The sequence below is a fragment of the Streptomyces sp. NPDC052101 genome, assembly GCF_040680235.1.
Lineage (GTDB): Bacteria > Actinomycetota > Actinomycetes > Streptomycetales > Streptomycetaceae > Streptomyces.
Genome location: NZ_JBFAWH010000021.1, coordinates 89,907 through 114,550, shown reverse-complemented (window position 1 = coordinate 114,550; position 24,644 = coordinate 89,907). Strand labels below are relative to the sequence as shown.

The 24,644-nt window shown below is 71.2% G+C and carries 24 protein-coding genes; 5 read left to right on the top strand and 19 right to left on the bottom strand.

Annotation, left to right across the window (positions count from 1 at the left end; genetic code table 11):
- Positions 1 to 20: 20 nt before the first annotated feature.
- The 8 genes from AB0L75_RS31015 to AB0L75_RS30980 form a co-directional block, all read right to left on the bottom strand.
- Complete coding sequence (locus AB0L75_RS31015; protein ID WP_365187531.1) at positions 21 to 737, bottom strand: phosphopantetheine-binding protein; 717 nt, start codon at positions 735 to 737, stop codon at positions 21 to 23.
- A 317-nt stretch (positions 738 to 1,054) separates the two neighbouring features.
- Positions 1,055 to 1,894, bottom strand: coding sequence for an AfsR/SARP family transcriptional regulator (locus AB0L75_RS31010; RefSeq protein WP_365187528.1), 840 nt, complete (start codon positions 1,892 to 1,894; stop codon positions 1,055 to 1,057).
- 205 nt (positions 1,895 to 2,099) lie between these two features.
- Positions 2,100 to 2,690, bottom strand: a complete 591-nt coding sequence (locus tag AB0L75_RS31005) for a ScbR family autoregulator-binding transcription factor (RefSeq protein ID WP_365187525.1) — start codon at positions 2,688 to 2,690, stop codon at positions 2,100 to 2,102.
- A gap of 78 nt (positions 2,691 to 2,768) precedes the next feature.
- The gene (locus tag AB0L75_RS31000) at positions 2,769 to 4,301 is read right to left on the bottom strand and encodes an acyl-CoA carboxylase subunit beta (RefSeq protein ID WP_365187592.1); all 1,533 of its coding nucleotides are present in this window, start codon (positions 4,299 to 4,301) and stop codon (positions 2,769 to 2,771) included.
- A gap of 94 nt (positions 4,302 to 4,395) precedes the next feature.
- Positions 4,396 to 4,596 carry an acyl-CoA carboxylase epsilon subunit gene (locus AB0L75_RS30995; protein WP_365187523.1) on the bottom strand — a complete coding sequence of 67 codons (201 nt, stop codon included), beginning with the start codon at positions 4,594 to 4,596 and terminating at the stop codon, positions 4,396 to 4,398.
- A 132-nt stretch (positions 4,597 to 4,728) separates the two neighbouring features.
- The gene (locus tag AB0L75_RS30990) at positions 4,729 to 5,553 is read right to left on the bottom strand and encodes an AfsR/SARP family transcriptional regulator (protein WP_365187520.1); all 825 of its coding nucleotides are present in this window, start codon (positions 5,551 to 5,553) and stop codon (positions 4,729 to 4,731) included.
- Positions 5,554 to 5,769: 216 nt separating this feature from the next.
- Entirely contained in the window at positions 5,770 to 6,411 is a 642-nt protein-coding gene (locus tag AB0L75_RS30985) for a ScbR family autoregulator-binding transcription factor (RefSeq protein ID WP_365187517.1), read from the bottom strand.
- A 405-nt stretch (positions 6,412 to 6,816) separates the two neighbouring features.
- Complete coding sequence (locus AB0L75_RS30980) at positions 6,817 to 7,503, bottom strand: ScbR family autoregulator-binding transcription factor (protein WP_365187514.1); 687 nt, start codon at positions 7,501 to 7,503, stop codon at positions 6,817 to 6,819.
- A gap of 168 nt (positions 7,504 to 7,671) precedes the next feature.
- On the opposite strand from AB0L75_RS30980, the gene AB0L75_RS30975 reads away from it, so the two are divergent.
- Entirely contained in the window at positions 7,672 to 8,613 is a 942-nt protein-coding gene (locus tag AB0L75_RS30975) for an NAD-dependent epimerase/dehydratase family protein (protein WP_365187512.1), read from the top strand.
- On the opposite strand, the gene AB0L75_RS30970 is transcribed toward AB0L75_RS30975, so the two are convergent.
- On the bottom strand, positions 8,602 to 9,885 hold the full coding sequence (locus AB0L75_RS30970) for a cytochrome P450 (RefSeq protein WP_365187509.1): 1,284 nt from the start codon (positions 9,883 to 9,885) through the stop codon (positions 8,602 to 8,604). The genes AB0L75_RS30975 and AB0L75_RS30970 overlap by 12 nt on opposite strands.
- A gap of 312 nt (positions 9,886 to 10,197) precedes the next feature.
- Between AB0L75_RS30970 and AB0L75_RS30965 the strand changes: the two genes are divergently transcribed.
- On the top strand, positions 10,198 to 11,208 hold the full coding sequence (locus tag AB0L75_RS30965; RefSeq protein ID WP_365187506.1) for a ScbA/BarX family gamma-butyrolactone biosynthesis protein: 1,011 nt from the start codon (positions 10,198 to 10,200) through the stop codon (positions 11,206 to 11,208).
- A gap of 182 nt (positions 11,209 to 11,390) precedes the next feature.
- On the opposite strand, the gene AB0L75_RS30960 is transcribed toward AB0L75_RS30965, so the two are convergent.
- Both AB0L75_RS30960 and AB0L75_RS30955 read right to left on the bottom strand, forming a co-directional pair.
- A complete protein-coding gene (locus AB0L75_RS30960) occupies positions 11,391 to 11,759 on the bottom strand; it encodes a DUF6009 family protein (RefSeq protein ID WP_365187503.1) in 369 nt (122 codons plus the stop codon).
- A 305-nt stretch (positions 11,760 to 12,064) separates the two neighbouring features.
- Positions 12,065 to 12,511: a type II 3-dehydroquinate dehydratase gene (locus tag AB0L75_RS30955; RefSeq protein WP_365187500.1), complete on the bottom strand. Its 447-nt coding sequence runs from the start codon at positions 12,509 to 12,511 to the stop codon at positions 12,065 to 12,067.
- Positions 12,512 to 13,003: 492 nt separating this feature from the next.
- Here AB0L75_RS30955 and AB0L75_RS30950 point away from each other — a divergent pair, with 492 nt between their 5' ends.
- Entirely contained in the window at positions 13,004 to 14,125 is a 1,122-nt protein-coding gene (locus AB0L75_RS30950) for a helix-turn-helix transcriptional regulator (protein ID WP_365187497.1), read from the top strand.
- Positions 14,126 to 14,135: 10 nt separating this feature from the next.
- Here the strand turns inward: AB0L75_RS30950 and AB0L75_RS30945 are convergent, their stop codons facing one another.
- Both AB0L75_RS30945 and AB0L75_RS30940 read right to left on the bottom strand, forming a co-directional pair.
- On the bottom strand, positions 14,136 to 15,476 hold the full coding sequence (locus AB0L75_RS30945; RefSeq protein ID WP_365187494.1) for a cation:proton antiporter: 1,341 nt from the start codon (positions 15,474 to 15,476) through the stop codon (positions 14,136 to 14,138).
- A gap of 10 nt (positions 15,477 to 15,486) precedes the next feature.
- A complete protein-coding gene (locus tag AB0L75_RS30940) occupies positions 15,487 to 16,272 on the bottom strand; it encodes an alpha/beta fold hydrolase (protein ID WP_365187491.1) in 786 nt (261 codons plus the stop codon).
- 246 nt (positions 16,273 to 16,518) lie between these two features.
- On the opposite strand from AB0L75_RS30940, the gene AB0L75_RS30935 reads away from it, so the two are divergent.
- The gene (locus AB0L75_RS30935) at positions 16,519 to 16,713 is read left to right on the top strand and encodes a ferredoxin (RefSeq protein ID WP_365187488.1); all 195 of its coding nucleotides are present in this window, start codon (positions 16,519 to 16,521) and stop codon (positions 16,711 to 16,713) included.
- Between the two features lie 131 nt (positions 16,714 to 16,844).
- Here the strand turns inward: AB0L75_RS30935 and AB0L75_RS30930 are convergent, their stop codons facing one another.
- The gene (locus AB0L75_RS30930) at positions 16,845 to 17,651 is read right to left on the bottom strand and encodes a methyltransferase domain-containing protein (RefSeq protein WP_365187486.1); all 807 of its coding nucleotides are present in this window, start codon (positions 17,649 to 17,651) and stop codon (positions 16,845 to 16,847) included.
- 307 nt (positions 17,652 to 17,958) lie between these two features.
- Here AB0L75_RS30930 and AB0L75_RS30925 point away from each other — a divergent pair, with 307 nt between their 5' ends.
- Complete coding sequence (locus tag AB0L75_RS30925; protein ID WP_365187483.1) at positions 17,959 to 19,590, top strand: bifunctional 3-(3-hydroxy-phenyl)propionate/3-hydroxycinnamic acid hydroxylase; 1,632 nt, start codon at positions 17,959 to 17,961, stop codon at positions 19,588 to 19,590.
- Between the two features lie 12 nt (positions 19,591 to 19,602).
- Here the strand turns inward: AB0L75_RS30925 and AB0L75_RS30920 are convergent, their stop codons facing one another.
- The 5 genes from AB0L75_RS30920 to AB0L75_RS30900 all read right to left on the bottom strand — a co-directional run bounded on the left by AB0L75_RS30920 (position 19,603) and on the right by AB0L75_RS30900 (position 24,583).
- Positions 19,603 to 20,604, bottom strand: a complete 1,002-nt coding sequence (locus AB0L75_RS30920; RefSeq protein WP_365187480.1) for a hypothetical protein — start codon at positions 20,602 to 20,604, stop codon at positions 19,603 to 19,605.
- A 313-nt stretch (positions 20,605 to 20,917) separates the two neighbouring features.
- The gene (locus AB0L75_RS30915) at positions 20,918 to 22,582 is read right to left on the bottom strand and encodes a DEAD/DEAH box helicase (protein WP_365187477.1); all 1,665 of its coding nucleotides are present in this window, start codon (positions 22,580 to 22,582) and stop codon (positions 20,918 to 20,920) included.
- A gap of 87 nt (positions 22,583 to 22,669) precedes the next feature.
- A complete protein-coding gene (locus AB0L75_RS30910; protein WP_031161015.1) occupies positions 22,670 to 22,873 on the bottom strand; it encodes a cold-shock protein in 204 nt (67 codons plus the stop codon).
- Positions 22,874 to 23,025: 152 nt separating this feature from the next.
- Positions 23,026 to 23,925, bottom strand: a complete 900-nt coding sequence (locus AB0L75_RS30905) for an ROK family protein (RefSeq protein WP_365187473.1) — start codon at positions 23,923 to 23,925, stop codon at positions 23,026 to 23,028.
- A 16-nt stretch (positions 23,926 to 23,941) separates the two neighbouring features.
- Complete coding sequence (locus AB0L75_RS30900; RefSeq protein WP_365187589.1) at positions 23,942 to 24,583, bottom strand: HAD-IA family hydrolase; 642 nt, start codon at positions 24,581 to 24,583, stop codon at positions 23,942 to 23,944.
- Positions 24,584 to 24,644: the final 61 nt, after the last annotated feature.

Below are 24,644 nucleotides of genomic sequence, written 5' to 3'. Positions count from 1 at the left end.
TGTTTCCAGCCCGTTCAGGCTCATCGGGACAGCAGGGCGAGCGCCTCGTCGACGCTGATCCGGTCGTCGGCCACCGCGTCGAGGAGTGCCTCGACGTCCAGGGGCCCGGCCGGGCCCGGGAGGGAGGCCGCCGCGGGCGCGGGGGCGGCTGCGATGTAGGCGGCCATCGCCGCGAGGTTCGGGTGGTCGTAGAGCGTGACGGCGCGCTCGCGCAGCCCGTAGATCTCGTTGATCGTCGCCACGAACTCCGCGCCGAGGATGGAGTCCACTCCCAGCTGGGGGAAGGCGGCCGCGGTGTTGATGTCCCACGGGTCGCAGCACAGGATGCGGGCCAGTTCCTCGCGCAGCACGTCCAGGACCGCTCCCGCGGCGGACCCGGTGGCCGCGCGCGGGGCCCGCGTCCGGGCGGGGGCGGGCCGGCTGTCCGGGCGCCGGAGGGCGACGGGGGCGCCACCGGAGGCCTTGCGCTCTCGTGTCACGTGCCGGGCGAACGCCAGCGGGGTGGGGTGGTCGAACAGGACGTCGGGCTTGACGGCGGTGCCGTAGCGGGAGTTGACGGTGGCGACGAACTCGACGGTGAGCAGCGAGTCGAGCCCCAGCGACCGGAACGTCTGCTCCGGGTCGATCTTCTCGGCCTTCAGGCGGAGCACGGCGGCGAGCGTGCCGACGAGTTCGGTCAGCAGGTCGGCGGGCGGCTCGGCCGGTTGCGGCCAGGTGGTCTGGATGTCGTGCGACATGGATGGGCTCCAAGGGATGTACGCGTCGGGCGGCGGCCGGGGTCGGTGCCGCGCGGGGTCGGACAGAGCTGACCGAGGGGCCGCAGCACCTCGGTGATCCGGGCCTGGTGGACGCCGGTGACGGGCGTCTGCCGCGCGGGACGTTCACCGGTGGCCCTTCCTCGGAGGCGAAGGGGAAGGCGAACGGGTGGGCGAAGAGGATGGGGAAGGCCTGCGCTCCCGCGGTCACCGGCCTGTGCCGCGTACGCTCCGGCCCGGCCGGTATCCGGCTGCTTCCTCCGGTTGGGGCGGGGGAACGTCTCGGCTGTGCCGATGACTCAGCCGACGCGGCTGAGGGCCTCGGCGCCCGCCGCGGCCCGGGCAGGCATGGCGGGCACGGCCTCCGGGCCGGCCATGAGGATCATCCGCTGCACCCGGGACAGGCCGGCGGAGGGTTCCAGGCCGAGTTCGCGGACCAGGGAGGTGCGCAGCCGCTGGTAGACGTCGAGCGCCTCGCTGCGGCGGCCGGAGCGGTGCAGCGCCAGCATGAACTGGCCGTGCAGGGTCTCGTGCGTGCGGTAACGGCTGACCAGGACGGTCAGTTCACCCAGCAGCTCCCGGTGGCGCCCGAGCCGCAGATCGGCGTCGATGCGCTGGTCGAGCGCGCACAGCCGGGTCTCCTCCAGCCGCTTGCGCTCCATCTCCAGCTGGACCCCGGACTGCACGCCGGCCAGGGCGGATCCGGTCCACAGGGCGAGCGCCTCGCGCAGCCGGCCGGCGGCGCCCGCGAAGTCGCCGGCGTCCATGGCCCGGTAGCCGAGGCCGGCGAGCCGGTCGAACTCGCGGACGTCGCTGGTGCCGCCCGATGTGTTGAGCATGTACCCGCCCGGCATGGTGACGAGCACGTCCTTGGCGGTGCGCCGCTCGCCCAGCCCGGGGTCCCGGGCGAGCGCGGCCGAGATCAGCTCGCGCAGCTGGAGCACATAGGTCTGCAGCGTGGTGCGCGCGCTGCGGGGCGGCCGGTCGCCCCAGAGTTCCTCGACCAGCGAGGCGACGGGCACCACCTGGTCGGCGTGGAGGGCCAGCAGGGCCAGCACCTGTCGTGGTTTCGGTGCGGTCGGGGTCACGGAGACCCCGTTCTCTCTGGCGTCCAGTGCACCCAGTATCTCGATGTCCACGCCGTTCCCCCTCCGTACAAGCCTGGGCCGTTTCCGTTTCAACTCCACTAAAAAACAGCCTGGACGGTTTGTCAATACCAAACCGAACAGACTGTTTTATTGCCCCACACATGAACCGCCACAGAGCGAACTGTCCATATTGGGGGGATATTTGGGGTCTGCGTGGGCGCCGGCGCCCGTCAAGGTCGGCAGGCGGACCGCTGCGCTAATCAGCACGCAGAGTCTGTTTTGCTGTGCCGCAGCAGAAGTCCCAGACCGCGGCGATCCGTTCCGTGGCCAGCCACTCCGGATCCGCCCGGCCGAGCACCTCCAGGCCCACGGTCAGGGCCACGACGGTGGCCGCCGCGGCCTTCGCGGACACTCCCCGGGCGAGCCGGCCGTCCCGCTCGGCCCGCTGCACCGTCTCCTCGATCCAGCGCTGCCACTCCTGCCTGGCCGACACCCCTTCCTCAGCGGCGAGGTCGTCGCACAGCACGAACCCCGCACGGACGACGGTGTCGTCCGCGATCCGGCTCATCAAGGCGTGTGTGGCCGTCATGAGGGCCTCCAGAGCGCCGCCGTGCCGGTCCGCGGCCTCCCGGGCGATCCGGCCCACGGTCCGTGCCGCCTCGTCCTCGACGGCCCGGGCGAGGGCCAGCTTGTTCTCGAAGTGGAAGTGCAGGGCACCGGTGCTGACTCCCGCGCGCCTGCTGATCGTCGTGAGCGACGCGGACACGTACCCTTCCGCGGCGAACGCCTCGGCTCCGGCCCGGATGAGTGCTAGGCGGGTACGGACCGCGCGTTCCTGTTTGACCATCAGTCGTCTCCCGGCCGAGGCGTCGGCGCCGGGACCGCTGCCGGGCGGGGATGGCCGCCGCGCCTCGTCGTTGTCGTTTCATTGTGGGGCGTTGCCGTGTTTGCGGGACGGCAGGTCGGCGTGCTTGGTGCGCAGCATCGCCAGTGACGTGATCAGCACCGCGCGGGTGTCGGCGGGGTCGATGACGTCGTCCACGAGGCCGCGTTCGGCCGCGTAGTACGGGTGCATCAGCTCGGACCGGTACTCCTCGACCATCCGGTCGCGCATGGCCTCCGGGTCCGCCGCCTCGGCGATCTGCCGGCGGAAGATGACGTTCGCGGCGCCCTCGGCGCCCATGACCGCGATCTCGTTGTGGGGCCAGGCGTAGGCGAGGTCGGCGCCGATGGAACGGCTGTCCATCACGATGTAGGCGCCGCCGTACGCCTTGCGCAGCACGAGCGAGATCCGCGGCACGGTCGCGTTGCAGTAGGCGTAGAGAAGCTTGGCTCCGTGCCGGATGATCCCGCCGTGCTCCTGGTCGACACCGGGCAGGAAGCCGGGCACGTCGAGCAGGGTCACGAGCGGGATGTTGAAGGCGTCGCACATCTGCACGAACCGGGCCGCCTTCTCGGACGCCTCGATGTCCAGCACGCCGGCCAGGGTCTGCGGCTGGTTGGCGACGACACCGACGACATGGCCGTCGAGGCGGGCCAGCGCGCAGATGACATTGCGCGCCCAGCCTTCGTGGACCTCCAGGTACTCGCCGTCGTCGACGATCTCCTCGATCACCCTCGCCATGTCGTACGGCCGGCGCCCGTCGACCGGCACCAGATCGATCAGCGCCTCGCCGCGGCGGTCCGCCGGGTCGGAGGAGTCCACCCGGGGCGGGTTCTCGCGGTTGTTCTGCGGGAGCAGCGACAGCAGGTGGCGCACCTCCGCGATGCAGGTCTCCTCGTCGTCGTACGCGAAGTGGCAGACGCCGGAGGTCTCGGCGTGCACGTCGGCGCCGCCGAGCCCGTTCTGGCTGATCTCCTCGCCGGTCACCGCCTTGACCACGTCCGGGCCGGTGATGAACATCTGCGAGGTCTCGCGGACCATGAAGACGAAGTCCGTCAGCGCGGGCGAGTAGGCGGCGCCGCCCGCGCACGGGCCGAGCATCACGCTGATCTGCGGGATCACTCCCGAGGCCGCGGTGTTGCGGCGGAAGATGCCGCCGTACCCGGCGAGCGCGGTCACGCCCTCCTGGATACGGGCGCCCGCGCCGTCGTTCAGGGAGACCAGGGGCGCGCCGGCCGCGATGGCCATGTCCATGATCTTGTGGATCTTGGTGGCGTGGGCCTCGCCCAGCGCGCCGCCGAAGATCCGGAAGTCATGGGCGTAGACGAAGACCGTACGGCCCTCGACCGTGCCCCAGCCGGTGATGACACCGTCGGTGAACGGCCTCTTCGCCTCCAGCCCGAACCCGGTCGCCCGGTGCCGGCGCAGCTGCTCGACCTCCCGGAAGGACCCCGGGTCGACCAGCAGGTCGATCCGCTCGCGTGCGGTCAGCTTCCCCTTGGCGTGCTGCGCCGCGGTCGCCTGCGCACCCGGCCCGGCCAGAGCCCGCGCACGGACGGCGGTCAGCTCCGCCATCCGGCCCCGGACATCGCCCCGGCCTGCTTCGGCCGGGGTGCCGGCCGCCAATGTTGACATGTCCTCAGATTCCTTTCGGCAGCGGAGAGCTGCCTCACCGCCAGCTGTGCGGCGCCTTGTAGGCCTCCGGCCTCCTCCACCAGCGCAGACCGCTGAACGGCTCCTCGTGCCCCTGCTTCGTCCTCCCGGCGGCGCGCAGCGCGAGCAGGACGGCGGTGAGTGCCGCCAGCTCCTCCTCGTCGGCCCGGCCGCGCTCGACGCGCACGATGGGTTCCACTGGGCAGCGAGCGCCCATGCGCCCTCCTTCGGTTGCGGGCCACCACCGTCCTGTGTCCGGCTCGACAGCCGCTCTCGCTCCGCTCGAACCCATCGGGCCGGCACGGAAGACATGGCGCACAGGGGTCGCCGGAGCCGGTCGCGGGCCCGGTCAGCCGACCGGAGCGAGCCGCCCGGCGCCGGACGCGGCCGCGGCGGGCACACCCTGCGGCCCGGACAGCAGGATGGAGCGCTGCAGCTTCCTGAGCGCGGCCGAGGGCTCCAGCCCCAGGGTGCGCACCAGTGTGGTGCGCAGCCGCTGATAGGCACTCAGCGCCTCGCTCCGGCGCCCCGACCGGCACAGCGCCGTCATGTACTGCCCGCACAGCCTCTCGTGGTCGGGGTACCTGCCCACGAGGACGGTCAGCTCGGCGAGCAGCTCCCGGTGCCGGCCGAGCCGCAGCTCGGCGTCGATCCGCTGGTCCAGCGCGCACAGCCGGTTCTCCTCCAACCGCTTGATCTGCGCCGCGAGATGGGGGCCCGCGTGGACGCCGGCGAGGGCGGAACCCCTCCACAGGGCGAGCGCCTCGCGCAGCCGGCCTGCGGCCGCGGGAAAGTCCTCGGCATCCATGGCCCGGTACCCCTCCCCCGCGAGCCGTTCGAACTCCAGGAGGTCCGTGGTGCCTTCGCCGCGCCTGAGGAGATACCCGCCGGGAACCGTCACGAGGACGTCCCTGACCGAGCCGCGGTCCGCCCCGCCGCGCTCCAGCGCGCCGCCGATCAGCTCGCGCAGATGCAGGACGTACGTCTGGAGGGTGGGCCGGGCGCTGCGCGGCGGCTCGGCGCCCCACAGCTCCTCGATCAGCATGTCCACCGGTACGGCCCGGTCGGCCTGCAGGGCGAGCAGGGCCAGCAGCTGGCGCGGCTTGGGGGCAGTCGGTGTGACGCAGATCCCCTGCTCTCGCACGGCGAGCGTGCCGAGTACGTCGATGTCCATGGCTCAAGTCAAAAACAGCACGAGCGGTATGTCAATACCAAACCGCTTGCGCTGTTTTTAAAGTTCCTTCGCTGACCCATCAGGCGTGACACAAAGTGGCAATTCGGGCGCAATTCCCGCACCACAAGCCGGACGACCGGTCCACAGGACGGCCAAAGCAGCCAGAAGTCCCGACCAGAAGAAGACCGTAAGTCCCGTTCTGTGCTGTCGGCGGCATCAGTCCTCGGCTGCGGCGTTCCCGTCCATGGTTCCCTCGCAGGCCGGTACCGGAACCCGCTGGGGTATGGCCGCCAACCGCGGAAGAAGCGCCTGCCAGAGCTGTGTCACGCGTTCGGCCGCGAGCCAGTCGCGGTCCCTCGCGCCCAGCACTTCGAGGCCGACGAGAGTGGCGACGATCGCCGCACCGGCGCTCTCCGCCGACACGCCGGCCGTCAGTTCCCCCGCGCTCTCCGCCTGCGCCAGGAGGTCGACGACCCTGTCGCACCACCACTGGCGCAGCCCGTCACCGTTGCTGTGCGAAGGGTCGCCGCTCAGTCTGAACGCCGCCCTGACCACCACATCGGCGGCGAGCGCGGCCGCCAGGGCATAGGAGGCGGTCACCAGCGCATGCAGCAAGGAGGAACCGGTGGAACGGGAGTCCGCGACCAGCTTCTCCAGAGTGTCCGCGGCAGTGTCCGTCACCTCTTGGGCCAGCAGCTCCTTGGTGGGGAAGTGGAAGTGCAGCGCTCCGGCGCTCACACCGGCCCGCCTGCTGATCATGGGGAGTGAAGCGACGGCGTAGCCGTCGGCGGCGAACACCTCGGCGGCCGCGCGGACAAGGGCCTGCCGGGTGCGTTCCGCCCGTATCTGCCTGACCATGTTGCCCTCCCACCGGCCCGCGCGGTGCCTCGCGCTTCGCGCGCCTCCTCCAGGGACTCGGAGCCTGTGTCGCGTCCCCGGCCGGATCAGCGGCCCGGCTCCACCACTAAACCGCATGTCGGGTTTGCTTTCAGCCAGGAGAGCGACCAGGCCAGCTCTCTCAAGCGTCCCTCAAGGCAGTCCCGACGTCCTGGCGCCAGTACAAGGGGTTCCGAGCGAGAGCCGCTCAGGGGCACGGGCCGGCACGGGCCGTGGCGCATGGCAGGGGGAGGTGACGCGATGGTCCCCGGCCCGGCCGCGACACGCCCCGGCGATCGTCCCGGACGTCCGGTACGGCAGTACCGCGAGCCCCTCCCGGCTTCTTCCGCCGAGAAGGATCGGTCCGCCGGCGACGGACGAACCGCCTCAGCCGGCCGCCCGGACGTCCTCCTCCTGCTCCAACTCCGCCTGCCGGGCCAGCTCTTCGCTTTCGAGGTGCAGCTCTGCCGCGCGCTCGGCTGTGATGACCAGTCCGTTCAGCACCGCGGGGACGGCGATGCTGGGCAGAAGGTGCTCGAACAGCGAGGCGATCCGCTCGGTCAGGTCGGCCCGGTTGCTCAGGGTGTGGGAGTAGACCTGCACACCGGTCCATGCCGCCGAGAAGATCCAGGCGCTCGCCGCCGGATCGACCTGGGGAAGCAGCTCGCCCTGCGCCTTCGCCTCGGCGAGCATCCCCTTCGTGGCCTCGATCCAGAGGGCGACCGCATGGCTGCCGAACAGGGTGCGCATCTCCTGCCCGAGGGAGAGCCTGGCGGCCGCACTGACCACCGGGTCAGTGCACATGCGGTACGCCGTGAGCAACCCCACGTCCACCAGTTCCTGCAGCTTGCACACCCGGGGGGCCAGGGCCATGGTCGCGAACTGCGCGTTGAGCACGCCTTCGGCCAGCGCCTGCTTCGAAGGGAAGTGGAAATACAGCGCACCCTTGGTCACCCCGGCACGGGTGAGAATCTCTCCGATGGTGGCGGCCTCGTAGCCGCGCTCGTCGAAGACAGACGCAGCAGCATTCAAGATCGCGTGCCTGGTACGAATCGCACGCTCCTGCTGTGCCACGACTCCTCCTGTAAGTGGTTGCCTTGGCGAACGGTATGTGTCGCCTTTACCATCCCCCAGTAGAAACCAAACCAGGTAGTCCGTATTTTCACAAGCAGCTCTGGGAATCTCTTTGCTCTCCGGGCCGAACCGTCCAGGCATTTGCGACGTCAACAGGGGGTCCCGCGCGTGGCGCACCAGCTTCTCATCACCGGAGCGAACGGGTTCATCGGCGGACACGTCCTGACCGCGGCACTCGCCAGGCCTGACCTGGGCATTCGGGTGACTCGACACCATGGCCCCGTGTCCGTGCCCGGCCAGGGGCAGGTGCAGGTGACCCACGCGGACCTTGCCGACGCCTCCTCGGTCCCGGGGCTGTGCCGGGGCATCGACGCGGTGGTGCACTGCGCCTCGCGCATCGGAGGGGACGGGGCGAGTCTGCGCGCTGTCAACGACGAGGGCACCAAGGCACTGGTAGCGGACGCCCAGCGGCACGGAGTGCGCCGGTTCGTGTATGTCAGCACCGCGGCCGTCTACGGTCGCGGACCCTTCCGCCAGGCGGACTCACGGACCCTTCCCGTGCGCCCGCACTCCCCCACCAGCCACACCCGTGCCGCCGCCGAGCAGCATGTACTGGCCGCCGGCGGCACCGTGCTGCGCCCCCACCTCGTCTACGGAACCGGCGACCGGTGGGTGATCCCCGGACTCGCCTTCCTGACACGGCAGCTGGGAGCCGAGGTGGAGTGCTCATCGCTGCACTCCGCCGTGGAGGTGACCGCCCTGGCCGAGGCCGCGCTGGCCGCCGCGCTGTCGGACCGGGAGACGGCGGGCGCCCACGACGTCAACCACCCGAGTCCGGTGCGGGCGGACGTGCTGGCGGCCGCCGTACGGCACTGCCTGGAGCCGGCCGTCACCGGCATGGTCGACACGGACGTGGCCCGCGAGCGTCTGGCGGACAACCCGCAGGCTCTGCACCATCTCGACATGCTGACCGCGGACCACTGGTTCCTCAGCTCGGCCATCTGGCGGCTGCTGGACCGTGATCCGGGCCCGGCCCCCGAAGAGGACCTGGCCCGCCATCTGCCCTGGTACCGGCAGCACCTTCGGTCCCTGGTGCCGTCAGGCCACTGAGACCGGTTCCCCCCGGTCGGGGACGGCGGCTCGCTGCTGCCGTCCCAGCAGCAGCGGGAGTTCACGGTGCCCGTTGGAGATGAACGACCCCAGCGGGCGCAACTCCCCCACCGGCACGGCCAGGGCGGCATCGGGGAACCGCTCGAACAGCCCGCGCAGCGCGACCTCCGCCTCCATACGAGCCAGCGTGGCCCCCACGCAGAAGTGCGTACCGTGCCCGAAGGCGAGGTGCTCGCGGCGCGTGGGGCGCGTGACGTCGAAGCGGTGGGCGTCCGGGCCGTGCACCGCGCGGTCCCGGCCGGCCGCCGCGAAGGAGATGACGAGCGGGTCACCCTTGCGGATCACGGTGTCCCCCACCGCCACGTCCTCGACGGCGTACCGCAGGATGCCGTTCGCCCCCGGCGCTTCCACGCGCAGCGCCTCCTCCACCGCGTCGGCCCATGAGGCCTGACCGGTTTGCACGAGCGCGAGTTGCTCAGGGTGGCTCAGCAGCAGGCACACGGCGTTGTCCAGCAGGTTCACGGTGGTCTCGTACCCGGCGGTGAAGAGCAGGATGAGGTTGTCCACCAGCTCCTTCTCGGTCAGGTGCGTCCCGTTCTCCTCGTCCCGGGCGGCGATGAGACCACTGGTCAGGTCCTCACCGGGGGTGCCTCGCTTGAGCGCGACCAGCTCCCCCATCGTCCGGTACAGATCGAACTGGTTCTGCTGTGCCGTCTCCAGCGAGGCCGTGGTGTCGAAGAAACCGGTGATGATCCGGTGCAGGGATGCACGGAACTCCTCGGGGATACCGAACAGCTCGCTCAGTACGCTGGTGGGCAGCCGGTGGGCGAAGCGGCTGCGGAAGTCCAGCTGCGTGCCCGGCGGCTCCTCGGCCAGCTCGTCGAGCAGGTTCTGCGTGATCTCCTCGACCCGGGGACGCAGCTGCGCCACCCTGCGCGCGGTGAACGCCGACGCCACAAGGCCACGCAACCGCCGGTGGTCCTCCCCGTAGGCGGTGACCATGTTCTGCACCGAGACCCAGATGGCCAGCGGCCAGGTCTCGGCTATCTCACCGTTGATCCACGCGGGCCAGTGCCGGTAGGCGTCCTTGGAGATCCGCGGGTCGACCAGCAGTTGCCTGATCGTCTGCTGAGCGGTGACCAGCCAGGCCTCCACGCCTCCGGGCAGGACGACACGGGTGAGTGGCCCCTGTTCGCTCAACCGGGCGGCTTCTCCATGGATGTCCTGGCCCGACGGATCGATGGCATACGGACAGCGCTGGTGCGAAGGCATGGGGTCTCCCGGAGGCCGCGTCGACGTCAGACTGGGGACAGCATCCGTGAAAAAACCGGCTGCCCGGTTTAACAATAGCGGTCACGGATGCCGCGCGCGACACTTTCAGGGACTTCGCAGAGGACCGGGCGGGCAGTGGTTCGACGGGCATCGGACCACGTGAACGGAATGCTTCCCACCGCTTTTTGCCGGGATGCGCCGCCGATCCGACGCGGGAAGGTTCACTCGAGAATGCCTTGAAAAGAAAACCGGTAGGTCCGTATCTTCATGAGGGCAAGGCCCTCCCCACCCTCGGAGACGAGCGGAGCTCAGATGACCGTGCTCACTATCGATCCGGAGACGCTCATACCGGCACCGGGCATACACCGACCCCGGATCCACACGAGCGATCTGCCGAAGCTCACCACCACCGTGCCGCGCGAGTACGTACACCGCTCGTCACACGCGGAGGTCTTCCTCACCGGGTGCGAGAAGATCGACGACACGCACTACGCCCTGACGGGACAGTGGCCGCGCGCCCACACGTTCTTCACCAGCGCGGACGGCCGGGATCACGACGCGCTGCAGGCTGCTGAAACCATTCGCCAGGTGGGGCTGTTCCTCGCCCACGCGGAGTTCGGTGTTCCTCTCGGCCACCAGTTCCTGATGTGGGACATGGACTTCACGACCCGTCCGGAACACATGACCATCGGTTCCGGACCCAGCGATCTGACGCTCACGGCGACGGTCGTCGACGTGGTGCGGCGGGGCAGCAGGCTTGCGGAGTTCGGCCTGGAGATCGTCGTCGAGTCAGGACAGAACAAATGTGCCGTCGGCGGGGGACGGTTCACTTGTCTGTCCAAGGCGACGTACCAGCGGATCCGCGGCGGGGCGGCCGGCGCCCAGTGGCACCGCCGGATGCCGTGGCCGGTCGAGGTGCTGCCGTCCATGGTGGGCAAGATGTCGCCGTTCGACGTGGTGCTCTCCCCCACCGGGCGACTCGACCGCTGGCTCCTCAACCCGGATCCCGGGCACCCCATCCTGTTCGACCACGGCGGGGACCACTTCCCCGGGATGGTGCTGCTCGAGGCCGCACGTCAGGCCGCTTGCTCGCTGCTGCATCCGCTACCGGTCACGATCTCTTCGGCCTGTCTCGACTTCCAGCGCTACGTGGAGTTCGACACGCCCTGCTGGATCGAGGCCACGCTGCGTCCCGCGCACAGCTCCGGCTCGCCGAGTGTGCTGGTCACCGGCCGGCAGGGCGGACACGTGGCCTTCACCGCCCTTCTCACCGGGACGTGCCCGGTTCCGGACGACGCGGAATCCGGCGTCGGCACGCACTGAGCCACCGGACGGCGCTCTTGCTTCTGCTCCCGTCACGACGTGCGAGGGCGAGGACGCCGCCCGTGGCCCTCGCCCTCGGCCCGCCGAGCCACCGTCCATCCGGCCGACGATCCGATGCCCTCTCCCGCCGAACAGTCCTGTCCGGGAGACCGACGGGGAGGATGCCCGGCCCGGCCGGTGCGTCAGGGCCGGGGAAGCCTGCCCTCGGACCGTTCGGTCTTGCGGCCTTTGCTGCCCGGCGTCAGCGTCCGCGGGTCGACCGCCTCGGCCGGTGCCCCGGTGACGTACAGACCGTCGGGGTCGGTGTCCCGGTCGTGCGGCAGCAGCCAGAAGACGCGCCGGCGGAAGGTGCCGGACGAGCGGGACGGTCTGGCGCCCTGACCAAGCTGGGCGTATCCGACCATGCGTCCGTCGCGGTGGTAGGCGGGCCGGCCCCGCCGGGTGGGCAGCCGGTCCAGGCTCTGCCGGACGTAGTCCAGGCCGCTGGGGTCCTCCAGCCAGACGAACCCGACCTCGTGGACGATCTCGTCGTCATCTATGAGGGAGCTCATCCTGTCTCCTGGTCGGCGAGCAGTCGGGTGCCCGGATCGTACGCGCGCCGGCCGGACGGGATCGCCTCCTTCGCCAGAAGCGGCCCCACCAGCTCTCGTACCCGCGCCGCGAAGGCCCGGGAGGAGATCGCCGGAGCCCCTCCATTTTGACACCACGTCTTGCAGGCCGCGTGGAGGCGCACTTGTGCCGCGGGCCGTGACGGCCCTGCGCGCGCCCTGCGGACACCCGCCGATACCCAGGGCGTTTCCGGGCAGGGCCGGAGGCGACGGGGGGAGGAGCCTCCGGCCCTGGGTCTGTGGGTAGGTCAGTGCGGGGCCGGCGGGGACAGGTGCATGAGTGCCCGGGCGGCCAGGCGGTAGCCGAAGGATCCCAGGCCGACCACGACACCGCTCGCCAGCGGGGCGATCACGGACTCGTGCCGGAACTGCTCACGGGCCCATACGTTGCTGAGGTGCACCTCGATCCACGGCGGCGTGTAGCTGGCGAGCGCGTCGCGCAGGCTCCAGCCGGCGATCATCAGGGCACCGGGATTCACGATGGCGCCGACGGTGGTGTCGCTGTGCCGGTGGATGGCGCCGACGAGATCCCCTTCCGAGTCGTGCTGAACGGAGAGCACTTCCCAGCCCCGGACACGCACCTCCTCGGCGACCGCCGCCTCGATATCGGCAAGCGTGTCGGTGCCGTATATCTCCGGCTCCCGTCGCCCGAGGATGCCCAGATTGGGACCGTTCAGGAGAAGCACGACGCTCAAGGGGGCCACCTCGGTATTCACGTTCCCCGCGGACTCCGGCCGCGGACTGCGGATCACTTCCATGCTGTGGCTTCCCCTCGCGGTACGCCACTCCCAGACCTGATAGTTCAAGTGGCCCGCGGACCTGCGCTGTTGCCGTGGGCCCGGCCAGAGCGCTCAAGGCTCGCTCGGGACCTGGTCGAGGCCCCCCACACGCCGCGTCGGCCCGCGCCGCCGCCGCCGTACACCCGCCCTACCCTGGTCCGCGATCGGGCCCCCGACTCGGGCGGCATGGATCCCAGAACAGGAGATGTGATGCTCGATTCTCCGTCTCGCTTGCGGCTGCCCCCGGTTTTCTCCGTCATACCCGGCTGCCAGGGCAGCACCTGCGAAACCGCCCGCCTGTCCGAGTCCTCTTCTTCCGCCTGGTCCCGCGGTGATCTCGAAGAAGGCATTCGGCTGGCGCAAGCCGCCGCTCGCACGGAACCCGAACACACCGGGAACTGCAAGGGCTTGGCAGAACTCTGGCACGCCGCACTGCTGGTCCGGATCCGCGATCTCTCCTCCGCGGCGCGGGTGCTGGCCGACGTGGACAGGCTGACGGCGGCACGGCCCGAGGCCGGCGGCGGCCTCGTGACGGCCTCGCTGCTGTGTGCGGCGGACCTCGCGTTCGCCCGGGGGGATGTCGCCACCGCCGTGGATCTCGCGGGCGAGGGCGTGGACCGGGCGCAGCGAACCGGCCTCCACTGCTTTCTGCCCGATGCCCACACCGTGATGGCGCTGAGCGCGCTGCGGCAGGGCAACATGGGCGTGAGCACGGAGTTCGCCAATCAGCTGCGGGACTGCGCGCTGCTCGGCCAGACCGCCCACCGGCCGAGTCAGTGTGCCTGGGCCGCGGCTCAGCTTCTGGAGGTGCAGGGCGGCGCACCGAGCGCGGCCCAGCTCATCGTGGGCATCGTCACGGACGACCAGCTGCTGCTGGAGCTGCTGGCGTCACAGCCCGCCGCTGCCGCCTGGCTCGTCAGGGCCACGCGGCGGCTGGGCGACGACGTACTCGCCCAGCGGGTGGTCTCGGTGGCCTCCGCGCTCGCGGCGCGCAACCGCGGGCTGCGTTCCGTGGCGGCGGCGGCGCTGCACGCCGCCGGCCTCCTGGAGCGGAATCCGGACCGGGTCCGCGCCGCGGCCGTCTCGCATCCGGACCCGTGGGCCGCCGCGTCCGCCTGGGAGGACGCCGGAAAGCTCTTCGCCAGGCGGCCCGCCGAGCGGGAACGGGCGGTCGAGGCCCTGGAATCCGCGGCGGACGGCTACGCGAACGCCGCGGCTCCGCGTGATGCCCGCAGGGTGGTGAGCCGGCTGCGCTCCCTGGGAGTGCGGCGCGGCCGCTATCCGCAGTACGCCGGCCAGGACGGCGTGAACACGAGCGCGCTCACCAACACGGAGGCCGCCGTGGCCGACCTGGTGAGCCAGGGGTTCACCAACTCCCAGGTCGGCGAGCGGCTGTTCATCTCCGGTCACACCGTGGCCTTCCACCTGAAGAAGATCTTCCGGAAGATGAACGTGGCCTCGCGGGTGGAACTGACGCGGGCGTGGAGCCAGGTGCCGGGCGTGGCCGCCGGGGACGCGAGGGCCCAGTGAGGACCCGTCGTCACACGGCGGCGGGCGGCGGGGTCGCCAGGTCGGGCGCGTTCGTGCCGGCCAGGCCCATCTCCGCCTCGGCGTTCTCGTCGATCCGGGCCATGGCGAGGCGGAGCACGGGCGGTGCCATCAGCGAGGTCACGATCGCGACAAGGATGATGACGGTGTACGTCTCGGCGCCGAGGACCCCGAGTTGCAGGCCCACCGTCGCCACGACGACCTCGATCACCCCGCGGGAGTTCATGCCGGCTCCGAGCGCGAGGGCCTCCCAGCGGCCGAGGCCGCTCAGCTTCGCGCCGACGAAGGCACCCGCGAACTTGCCGAGGATCGCCACGGCGAGCACCACGCAGGCCGTGGCCAGGACGGTGGGCCTGACCAGCGCGGTCAGGTCCATCCGGAGGCCGGCCGTGGCGAAGAAGACCGGCGCGAGGAAGGCGAGGACCGTGGTGCGCAGCGGAGCCAGCTTCTCCCGGTCCAGTTCGCCGCTCGTGCCGATGAGGACACCGCACACGAACGCGCCGAAGACCGCTTCCAGGCGCATCGCCTGCGTCGCCGCCGCGCCGAGCAGCACGATCACCGTCGCCACCGCGACCGTGGGCGCCGGCGACGAGGAACGGCCCGCCGCGCGCAGCGCCGCCTTCACCAGGGGGCGGCCCACCAACCAGGCGGCCAGCACGACGCCCACGGGGTAGAGCAGGGACGTGGTGACCGTCCCGGCGCTCAGCCCGGCCGTCGCCATCGCCGACACGATGGAGAGCAGGAACCAACCGACGACGTCGTCGATCACGCCGGCGGCCAGGGTCAGCTGCCCGACATCGCGGTGCAGCAGGTTCATGTCGATGAGGGTCTTGGCGATCACCGGGATGGCGGTGACGCACATGGCCACCCCGAGGAACAGCGAGAAGACCGTCGGGTCCGTGTGGCCCGGCATCAGCGAGGAGGGCAGCAGGTAGCCCACTGCGACGCCGAGCGCCAGGGGCAGGAGCAGACCGCACAGGCTCACCCGGAGCGCGGTGAGCCGGCGCCGCCTGACGAGGTCGAACTTCAGCTCCATGCCGGTGACGCCGACGAGCAGTACGACGCCCACCTGCCCCACCGCGTCGAGCAGATGCATCTGGCCGGGGTCCTTCGGCAGCAGCCAGTCGGCGAAGCCGGGCCATATGTGGCTGAGGACCGAGGGGCCGGCGAGCACGCCGGCGAGCAGCTCGCCGACGATCGCGGGCATCCCGCACCGCGCGGCCAGCTGCCCGAGGGCCAGGGTCAGAAGAAGCAGGACCGCCAGCTGGAGCAGGAACACCAGCAGCGAGTCATGGGCGATGGTCGGTACGGGGGCGGAACTCAACTCGGTCAACTCGGTCACCTCAGATACGGGCTTCGTGAAGCGTGCCGGCGTCCCGGCGGGCCAGACGGTCCGCGAGGAGCCCGCTCACGCGTGCGCTCTGGTCCACAAGGAAGAAGTGGCCTCCCGGGAACACCTGCAGCTCCGTCAGGCCGGTGGTGTGCTCTTCCCAGGCCGCCGCCTCGTCGATCGAGACCCGGGGGTCGCTGTCTCCGGTGAGCACCGTCACCGGGCACTGAAGCCTGCGGCCGGGTGCAGCGCGGTAGTTCTCGACGGCCCGGTAGTCGCCGCGGATCGCCGGCATGATCACTTCCAGTATTTCCGGGTCGGCGAGCAGCGCCGCGTGCGGGCCGCCGAGCCTGCGCACCTCGTCCAGCAGCTGCGCGTCCGACGCCTGGTGCAGCCGTTCGTCCCGGTCGCGGGACGGGGCCCGCCGGCCGGAGGCGAAGAGCCGTACGGGCGCGGGGAGGCCGGCGTCCTGCATCCGCAGCGCGACCTCGAAGGCGAGGACGGCGCCCATGCTGTGCCCGAACAGCGCCAGGGGCCGGTCGTCGAGGTGGCGTAGCGCCTCGAAGATCCGGTCGGCCAGGTCGGGAACGTTGTCGACGGGCGGCTCGTGGCGCCGGTCCTGCCGTCCCGGGTACTGCACCGCCAGTACGTCCACCGCGGGCGTGAGCGCCTTGGACAGCGGAAAGTAGAAGCTCGCGGATCCGCCGGCGTGCGGCAGGCACACCAGGCGGACATCGCTGTCGGGCGCCGGGTGAAATCGGCGGACCCATGTTCCGAATTGCTCCGGTGCTTGAGGCACGGCCAGAAATTCCTTTCAGGAAACGTCCTTCGGCAGGGTAGAAACGATGTCGCCGGCCCGGTATCCCCCGACCTGATAGGGCGTCCATTTTCCGAACCCGCCGCTGAAGGCGCAGACTTGAATTCCACTGGAGTGGCGCCAGCAATACCGCTGGCGCGGGGACCTGGATTTCGTACGCCTCGGGCATCATGACCGACGGCCTGCCGTTCACCCGGTCTGCCGTTCACCCCGTAGGAGGCGATCACCGTGAAGATAGTCGCGGACACCGACAAGTGCGTCGGTGCGGGTCAGTGCGTGCGCACCGCGCCGGAGCTGTTCGACCAGGGCGAGGACGACGGCGTGGTCGTCGTCCTGGACGCCGAGCCCGGGGACGCGCTCCGGCCGGTGGCCGACGAGGCCGTCGACCTGTGCCCGGCCCGTGCGCTCTCCCTCACCGGCTGACGCGGCGCTCCCGCCGGCCGACCGCACCCGAGAGCGGGCCCACGCCACGGTGGCGTGGGCCCGCTCTCACGTCGGCGGCCTGCGCACCGGATCCCCCGGGGGCGGGCACGGGGGCCGGGACCGGCGCCGGATCAGAGGGGACGGCGGGCGACGATCCGGGCGTGGTGCGGGTCGGTCCTGCCCTTCTCGACCAGCGTCCCGAGCGCCTCGTCCAGGAACTCGTCGACCCGGTCGCCGAGGACCTCGGCCTGCGAGGCGAACCAGGTCCGCCTGAACCGCGTGCGCATCTCGGCCAGTTCCTCGGCGGTCAGGGCCTGGCCCTTCTTCCGGCTGAACGGGTGGGGGAGTTCGGGCTCGTAGTGGACGAGTTCGAGCCCGGCGTCCTTGAGCAGGTCGGCCACGTCGTCGGCCGGGTAGTCGCGCATCGCCGGCGGCACCGCGGCGAACAGGTCCTTCCACTTCGGGCTGTCCGCGATCTCGCGCAGGATCCCGAAGAGGCCGGTGCCCTCGCTGCGCGGCTGGGCGCCCGTCCACTGCAGCACGAGGTACCCGCCCGGGCGGAGCGCACGGGCCATACGGCGCAGCGGCTCATGGGCCTCGGACACCCAGTGCAGCACCCAGGAGGAGTGGATGACGTCGAACCGGCCCTGCGGCAGCCCCAGTTGCTCGACCGTGCGGACCTCGGTGTGCACGGGAAGCCCGGCGCACAGCTGCCGGGTGGCGTCCACCATGGACGGTGACGCGTCGCTGGCCCAGACCTCGAAGCCCCGCTCGGCGACGGTGCGCGCGATCTCACCGGCGCCACAGCCGATCTCGGCGAAGGTGCCGCCCCGTTCCAGGGCGTCGCCCGCGAGCGAGAGCGCGGCCAGTGCCGTCTTGACGTGAGGCGAGTTCACCTTCACGTATTCCTCGGCCACCCACGTGTTGGTGTCGGTCATCGGCGAAGTCCTGTCTTTCTCGGGAAGTCGAGGGTGCGTCGTCGTCTCGTGCCCGGTGATCACCAACGTGACTGGAATTCCCCTCGATGACGACTCGATTGCCGGTCGAGAACAAGTCCATTGCCCATTCGGCGACTTGCATGGCGGTTCCACACAGTAGGACAGCTGCGGTCGGCCTGACATCCCCCGACCTGATAGGCCATCACGCAAGGGGATCCGCGGCGGACAAGGGGGTGCTAATCTCGCCGAATATCCAGAGGTTAAAAGGGGATTCCGCTCTCCGTGCCCTTTCCGAGTAGGGATGACGATGTCCACCATGCGCCCGCACGACCTGTACGAGTCCCCGACGGACACGGACGTGGCCATTGTCGGCAACGGGCCGATCGGCGCCGCCCTGTCGGTGCTGCTCGCCCAGCACGGCTGGCGCGTGACCGTCCTCGAACGCCGCCCCCGGCCGTATCTGCTGCCCCGGGCGACCAGCTTCGACGGCGAGACCGCCCGGCTGCTCGCGGCCACCGGCATCGGGGACCGGATGGCAGGGATCACGGAGCCGGCCACCGGCTACCAGTGGCGTACGGCGGCGGGACAGACGCTCCTGGACATCGCCTTCTCCCCCACGGGCCGCTACGGCTGGCCGGACGCCAACACCATGCACCAGCCCGCCCTGGAGGAACTGCTCGCGGCCCGGGCGGAGTCGCTGCCCGGCATCACGGTGCTGCGCGGCCACCGGGTCGTGGACATCACAGAACAGACCGAACACGACGAGCGGGTGACACTGACCGCCGAGGCCGCCGACGGAGCGGCCCGCACCGTCACCGCGCGCTGGGTCGTCGGCTGCGACGGCGCGAACAGCTTTGTGCGCGAGCACCTCGGCGTCCCCATGACCGATCTCGGGTTCTCCTACGAGTGGCTGCTGTGCGACGTCGAGCTGCGCGAGCCGCGCGAGTTCGCCCCCACCAACGTCCAGATCTGCGACCCGGCGCGGCCCACGACGCTGGTGGGCAGCGGCCCGGGGCACCGCCGCTGGGAGTTCATGCGGCTGCCGGGCGAGAGCAGCGCCGAGCTGAACAGGGAGGAGACGGCCTGGCGCCTGCTCAAGCCGTACGGCGTCACCCCGGAGACGGCCACGCTGCTACGCAGCACCACCTACATATTCCGGGCGACCTGGGCGGAGCAGTGGCGGGCAGGCCGCGTACTCCTCGCCGGTGACGCGGCACATCTGATGCCGCCCTTCGCCGGCCAGGGCATGTGTTCCGGGCTCCGGGACGCGGCCAACCTGGCGTGGAAGCTCGACCTGGCACTGCGCGGCCTGGCCGGCGCCTCCCTCCTCGACACCTATGCCGAGGAACGCAGAGAGCACGTGAAGGAGTCGATCCTGTCGTCGGTGCAGCTGGGCAGGATGATCTGCGTGACGGACCCGGCGGCCGCCGCGGACCGCGACGCCACGGTCCTCGCGGGCCGCCGCGGTCGTACGGGGCCGGGTGCACCGGAGCCGGCGAAGCCGCTGTCGACCGGCGTCCTGCGCCGAGCGGACCCGGAGGGTCCGCCGCCCGGTGCGGTGGTGCCGCAGGGGCGGGTGAACGCACAGGGCGGCACGGGCCTGTTCGACGAGGTCGTGGGCCGTGGCTTCGTCCTGCTCACCACGGACGACCCGCGCCCCGCGCTCGGCGAGGGCCGCTGGTCCTTCCTCTCCGCTCTCGACGCCCATGTGGTGTGCCTGTCGCCGTCCCAAGCGGCGGCCGGGGACACCGGACAGCGCCTGCTGGAGGTGATCGATGTGGACGGCGTCTACGGGTCCTACCTGGCCGAGCACAAGGCAACCGCCATGCTCATCCGCCCGGACCACCACGTCTTCGGCACCGCGAACGGCCCCGAGGACACCGCCGCGCTGGTCGACGACCTGCGCGAGCGGCTGTACGCGGCCGTGCCGTCCGGATGAGCCGGCGTCAGGTCAGGGATTCCAGCCCCACACCTGGCTCCCACCTTGCCTGGGGCAGGAGTTGAAACCCTGCGACGTGGACAGGCGGCCCTGCGACATCACGTGCGCGTACGTGTTCCAGACCGCCGCGTGCCCCAGACTGTAGTTGCACACCAGGACACGGCCGCGGACCGCACCGCCCGCGCGCTTGATGGCGGGGAAGTAGTTCTGCTGAATGCTCTGGTGGTGGTTGGTGGCAGTGAGATCTCCGGCCATGACGATCAGGCGGTTGTCCGACGAGAGCTGGAGCCACCAGGCCAGCGTCTGGTCGGCCTGCACGGTCCGAGTGCCCGGTTCGTCGCATGTCCCGAAGTCCGTCTGCGGCGTCCCGGGGTCGTAGAGCACCACGTAGTCGATGTTCTTCGCCCGGGCCGGATCGTGATCCTTGAGGTAGCGCAGAGCGTAGATCGGGCCCAGCCGGCCCAGGCTCCACCCGGCCAGCCGCGTGATGTTCTTGCCCCCGAACGCCACGGCGTTCGCCGACGGCCGGCAGGAGCCGTCACCCGGCCATTTCCCGTCGTAGCTGCCGTTGGCGGTCAGCACCCGGCCGAAGTGCAGGCTGCGCGCCAGATCCGCCCCGGCGTTGCCCTTCCCCGAGTAGTAGGCCACGTTCTGGCTCGTCGGGGCGGGAGGACTCGGAGTGCCGCCGCACTGCGGGACGCCCGGGGCCACGTGGTTCGCGGTCATGCCGTCGTTGATGTAGTGGGTGTTGAGAAACCCCTTGTCGGCGCGTCCGGCGGCGCTGGGACGGGAGATGTTGTCGCTGTAGTACCAGACCCGGTTGCCGTACCGCCCTACGGAATCCCCCATCAGGTAGCACTCGGCTCGTACCTGCTCACCGCGGTAGACGCCCAGGCCGGTGATGCGGTCGGTGTCCTGGGTGTGGGGGCTGTTGCGGAACCATACGCCGTCGGGGAGGGTCTCGCTGGTGTTCATCACCGTGAAGACCGGGCCGGCGGCCGCGGATGCCGGCACCGTACCGGCGATCAGGCTGCCGGCGAGGACGGCGGCGCTTGCGGCCCAGGCAAGCGCCGCGCGGAGTCGTTGCAGCGACTAGCTCCTCCGAGGAGTGGAGATCGTGCACCGGGCGGCGGCTCTGCCGTGCAGAGGGCGCCGCCCAGGTACTGATCCCTCCAAGATTGCCGAATGCCGTGTTTCCGGCTCCGATCCGCCTTCACCGTAGTGAAGTTGTTATGGCGCATATGCCGGAGTTCAACGCTTCCACTCGCATCGGCCTCTTGGCCCCCACACGCCAACGCCCGCACCGTGCCCCGCGCACGGGACGGCGCTACGTGGCAGAGGTGCGGCGGCCGCCCCGGCGCGCGGAGCCCCGGCCGCCGGTCCCGGCAGCGCCACCCGTGGCTCCGCCGTTCGCCGTGCGTCGGCCGGATCCGCGGACGGCCTTGCCGGAGGCGGCGCCCGTCGCCGCACCGGTCGCGGACTGGCGGTCAAGACCGCGGCCGCCCGCTGCGGCGGCACCGCCCTGGGCCGGGCCGGATCCCGCCCGGCGGTCGGCGCCCCGGCCCGCCGTCCCGGCGGCAGCGCCTGTCGCCGCTTTGGCCCCGCCGCCGCTTCGGCGTCGGCGCCCGGATCGTCCGCCGGGCTTGGTACCGGTCTTCCCCTCCGGGCGGGACGCGGTCGGCGTCGCGGGCTGGGGGACCTCGATGGTGACGGCGACGCCGGAAGGCTCGCGGGCGCCGGTGATGGTGGCCAGTTCCGCGTCGCTCGATGTGATGCGGGCCGTCCGGGGGCGGATGCCCGCGTCCGACATGAGCCGGGTGACGTCCCGCTTCTGCTCGGGCAGGACCAGCGTGACGACGCTGCCGGAGCCGCCGGCGCGGGCCGTGCGGCCGCCGCGGTGGAGGTAGTCCTTGTGATCCGTGGGGGGATCGACGTTCACCACGAGGTCGAGGTCGTCGACGTGTATGCCTCGGGCCGCGACGTTCGTCGCCACCAGCGCGGTGACCTGGCCGTTCTTGAACTGTTCCAGGGTGCGGTTGCGCTGCGGCTGGGAGCGGCCGCCGTGCAGTGCCGCCGCGCGGACACCGACAGCCAGGAGCCGCTTGGCGAGCCGGTCGGCGGACCTCTTGGTGTCGAGGAAGAGGATGACCCGGCCGTCACGGGCCGCGATGCGCGTGGTGACGGCCTTCTTGTCGGTCTCGTCCTGGATGTGGAGCACATGGTGCTCCATGGTGGTCACCGCACCCGCGGACGGGTCCACGGAGTGCACCACGGGGTCGGTCAGGAACCGCTGCACCAGGCGGTCGATGTTGCGGTCCAGGGTGGCCGAGAAGAGCATGCGCTGTCCGTCGGGCCGTACCTGCTGGATCACCTTGGTGATCTGCGGCAGGAAGCCCATGTCGGTCATCTGGTCGGCTTCGTCCAGCACCGTGATGCGTACGTCGCCGAGCACGCAGTCCCCGCGTTCCACGAGGTCGTTGAGCCTGCCGGGAGTCGCCACGAGCACCTCGGCGCCGCGTCGGAGCGTACCTGCCTGCTTGGTGATGGACAGCCCGCCGACCACAGTGGCCAGCCGAAGGTTCACCGCAGTCGCGTACGGGGTCAGCGCGTCCGTCACCTGCTGGGCGAGTTCCCGGGTGGGCACCAGCACGAGGGCGAGGGGTGCCTTGGGCTCCGCGCGCAGTCCGGCCGTGCGGGCCAGGAGCGCCAGCCCGAACGCGAGGGTCTTGCCGGAGCCGGTGCGTCCCCGTCCGAGCAGGTCACGGCCGGCGAGCGAGTTGGGCAGGGTGGCGGCCTGGATGGGGAAGGGCGTGGTCACGCCCTGCGCGGTGAGGGTCTTCAGCAGCCCCGCGGGCATGTCCAGAGCGGCGAAGTCCTCGACGGCGGGAAGTGCGGGTGTCGTGTTTTCCGGAAGCCGGAACTCACGCGGTGACGACGCGGACGCGGGGGGTGACGAGGCGCGGCGGTTCGGCTTCTGGGGTCTGCGGGACATGCAGTGATCTGCCTTCCTGGAAACAGCACAAACCGGGGTCCGCACCATGACGGTGCGGACCCCGGTGAGTGGATACGCGTCCGGCGATCAGGCGGGGACGATGTTCTCCGCCTGCGGGCCCTTCTGGCCCTGCGTGACGTCGAAGGAGACCCGCTGGCCCTCCTGCAGCTCACGGAAGCCCTGGGTCGCGATGTTCGAGTAGTGCGCGAAGACGTCGGGGCCGCCGCCGTCCTGCGCGATGAAGCCGAAACCCTTTTCGGCGTTGAACCACTTCACGGTTCCCTGTGCCATGACCTTCTCCTTCTGTAGGCAGAGGCCCCATCCGGAGATGCCGGAAAACAAATAATGCGCCTGAAGGAGAAACATTCCCGTCAGGCGCACATAGGTTCATGGGTACCACAACTGCAACTCTTGAACCTTAGCACAGCTCGGCGGCCCCGGTCTCAGGGCCGGATCAGCCGGGCCAGCGCGAGTGCGCCCCGCAGCGAGGACAGGCCGCCCAGTGCGGCCGGGCGCACGCCGAGCCGGGGCCGGCCCGGGCGGGACAGCTCCGCGAGCTGTTCGGACACGAGGGTGTCGAAGCCCGGGAAGGCGGTCGCGAAGCCGCCTCCGATCAGGAGGAGCTGGGGGTGGAGCAGTTCCTGGACGCTGGTCGCGGCGGTGGCCAGGGCGCGGCAGGTGCGGCGGAGGGCGGTGACCGCCCAGGGGTGTCCGGCCTGCCAGGCCTGGCGCAGCTCGTCGAAGGTGACGTCGCTCCCCCGCAGCCGGGCCGCGCGGCGCAGCGTGGCCGGGCCCGAGGCGATGGCCTGGAGGCATCCCCGGCGTCCGCACACGCACCGCGGACCGTCCAGCTCGACGACCGTGTGCCCGATCTCGAAGGATCCGCGGCCGAGGCCCGGGCAGAGTTCGCCGCGCAGGACGAGGCCGCCGCCGATGCCCGTGCCGACCCCCAGGTAGAGGAGGTCCGTGCAGCCGGCGGCCTGTGCCTCGGCGAGGGCGCCGAGGTCGCCGTCGTCCGCCCAGGCGACGGCGGTGCCGGGGAACAGGGCGCGCAGTGCCGCGCCCAGGTCCGTGCCGGTCCACTCGGGCCTGCTCGGCCAGGCGGTGATCCGTTCGTCGGGTCCGACGGTCGCGGGCATCGCGACGCCCACCGCTCTCGGGGGCGTCGCCAGCCCGCCTAGGAACTCGCCTATGCGGTCCGCCAGTTGGGCCAGGTCGTGGGCGGCGCTGTGCCGTGGCCGCCAGGTGAAGACGGTCTCGTCCACACAGCTCGCGCCGGCCTCCACCCGCAACGCGACCTTGGTGCCCCCGATGTCGACACCGAGGTGATGTGCCCTCTCCATGCCGTCCGGCCGATCCTCAGTCGCCGGGCACGGACGGGCACAGGGCCAGCAGGTCGGCGGGGCGGCGCAGCACGACGGCCGGCTCGGCGGCGAGCAGTTCGCCGGTCTCGGACAGCGCCCACAGCGCGCCGGCCGAGGTCACACCGGCGCCGTGGGCACTGGCGATGTCGGTCGGTGCGTCACCGACCATGACGGCCTGCTCGGGCGAGAAGCCCAGCAGGTCGAGGGCGTGTTCCACGATGTCCGGGGCCGGCTTCGGGCGGGCGACCTCGTCCGAGCCGATCACATGGTCGAAGAAGGGCAGCAGCCCCAGCTGGTCGAGCAGCGAGCGCGCCCGCTGCCCGCTCTTGCCGGTGGCCACGGCGAGCCTGAGTCCGCGCACCCGCAGGGTGGTGAGCAGCTCCACGACGCCGTCGAAGACCGGCACCTGGGAGGCGAGCCGGTAGCTCTCGCGGACGAAGGGCTCCTCCATCTCCAGGGGCAGGCCCATGATCCGCATGATGTCCGGGAAGTAGCGCCCCAGATGGCGCCGGTACTCGTCGAACGGCGCCGGGCCGTCGCCGACGACCTCCTTGTACGCGATGGCGAACGCCTCGTACATCACCGCGAAGCTGTCGACGAGGACCCCGTCCAGATCGAAGATCACGGCGCGTCTCACCGGCGGGAGCGTCCGGGTCGCCGTCGCCGGGCGGCCCGCCTCGGGGGCGGTGGCCCGGTCC

Coding starts and splice junctions, on each gene's coding strand:
- AB0L75_RS30915 (WP_365187477.1), bottom strand. CDS start 22,582: ATGTCCCGCAGACCCCAGAAGCCGAACCGCCGCGCCTCGTCACCCCCC.
- AB0L75_RS31000 (WP_365187592.1), bottom strand. CDS start 4,301: ATGGCGGAGCTGACCGCCGTCCGTGCGCGGGCTCTGGCCGGGCCGGGT.
- AB0L75_RS30990 (WP_365187520.1), bottom strand. CDS start 5,553: ATGGACATCGACGTACTCGGCACGCTCGCCGTGCGAGAGCAGGGGATC.
- AB0L75_RS30985 (WP_365187517.1), bottom strand. CDS start 6,411: ATGGTCAGGCAGATACGGGCGGAACGCACCCGGCAGGCCCTTGTCCGC.
- AB0L75_RS30930 (WP_365187486.1), bottom strand. CDS start 17,651: ATGACCGACACCAACACGTGGGTGGCCGAGGAATACGTGAAGGTGAAC.
- AB0L75_RS30965 (WP_365187506.1), top strand. CDS start 10,198: ATGACCGTGCTCACTATCGATCCGGAGACGCTCATACCGGCACCGGGC.
- AB0L75_RS30925 (WP_365187483.1), top strand. CDS start 17,959: ATGTCCACCATGCGCCCGCACGACCTGTACGAGTCCCCGACGGACACG.
- AB0L75_RS30970 (WP_365187509.1), bottom strand. CDS start 9,885: ATGCCTTCGCACCAGCGCTGTCCGTATGCCATCGATCCGTCGGGCCAG.
- AB0L75_RS30960 (WP_365187503.1), bottom strand. CDS start 11,759: ATGAGCTCCCTCATAGATGACGACGAGATCGTCCACGAGGTCGGGTTC.
- AB0L75_RS30905 (WP_365187473.1), bottom strand. CDS start 23,925: ATGGAGAGGGCACATCACCTCGGTGTCGACATCGGGGGCACCAAGGTC.
- AB0L75_RS30995 (WP_365187523.1), bottom strand. CDS start 4,596: ATGGGCGCTCGCTGCCCAGTGGAACCCATCGTGCGCGTCGAGCGCGGC.
- AB0L75_RS30910 (WP_031161015.1), bottom strand. CDS start 22,873: ATGGCACAGGGAACCGTGAAGTGGTTCAACGCCGAAAAGGGTTTCGGC.
- AB0L75_RS31005 (WP_365187525.1), bottom strand. CDS start 2,690: ATGGTCAAACAGGAACGCGCGGTCCGTACCCGCCTAGCACTCATCCGG.
- AB0L75_RS31015 (WP_365187531.1), bottom strand. CDS start 737: ATGTCGCACGACATCCAGACCACCTGGCCGCAACCGGCCGAGCCGCCC.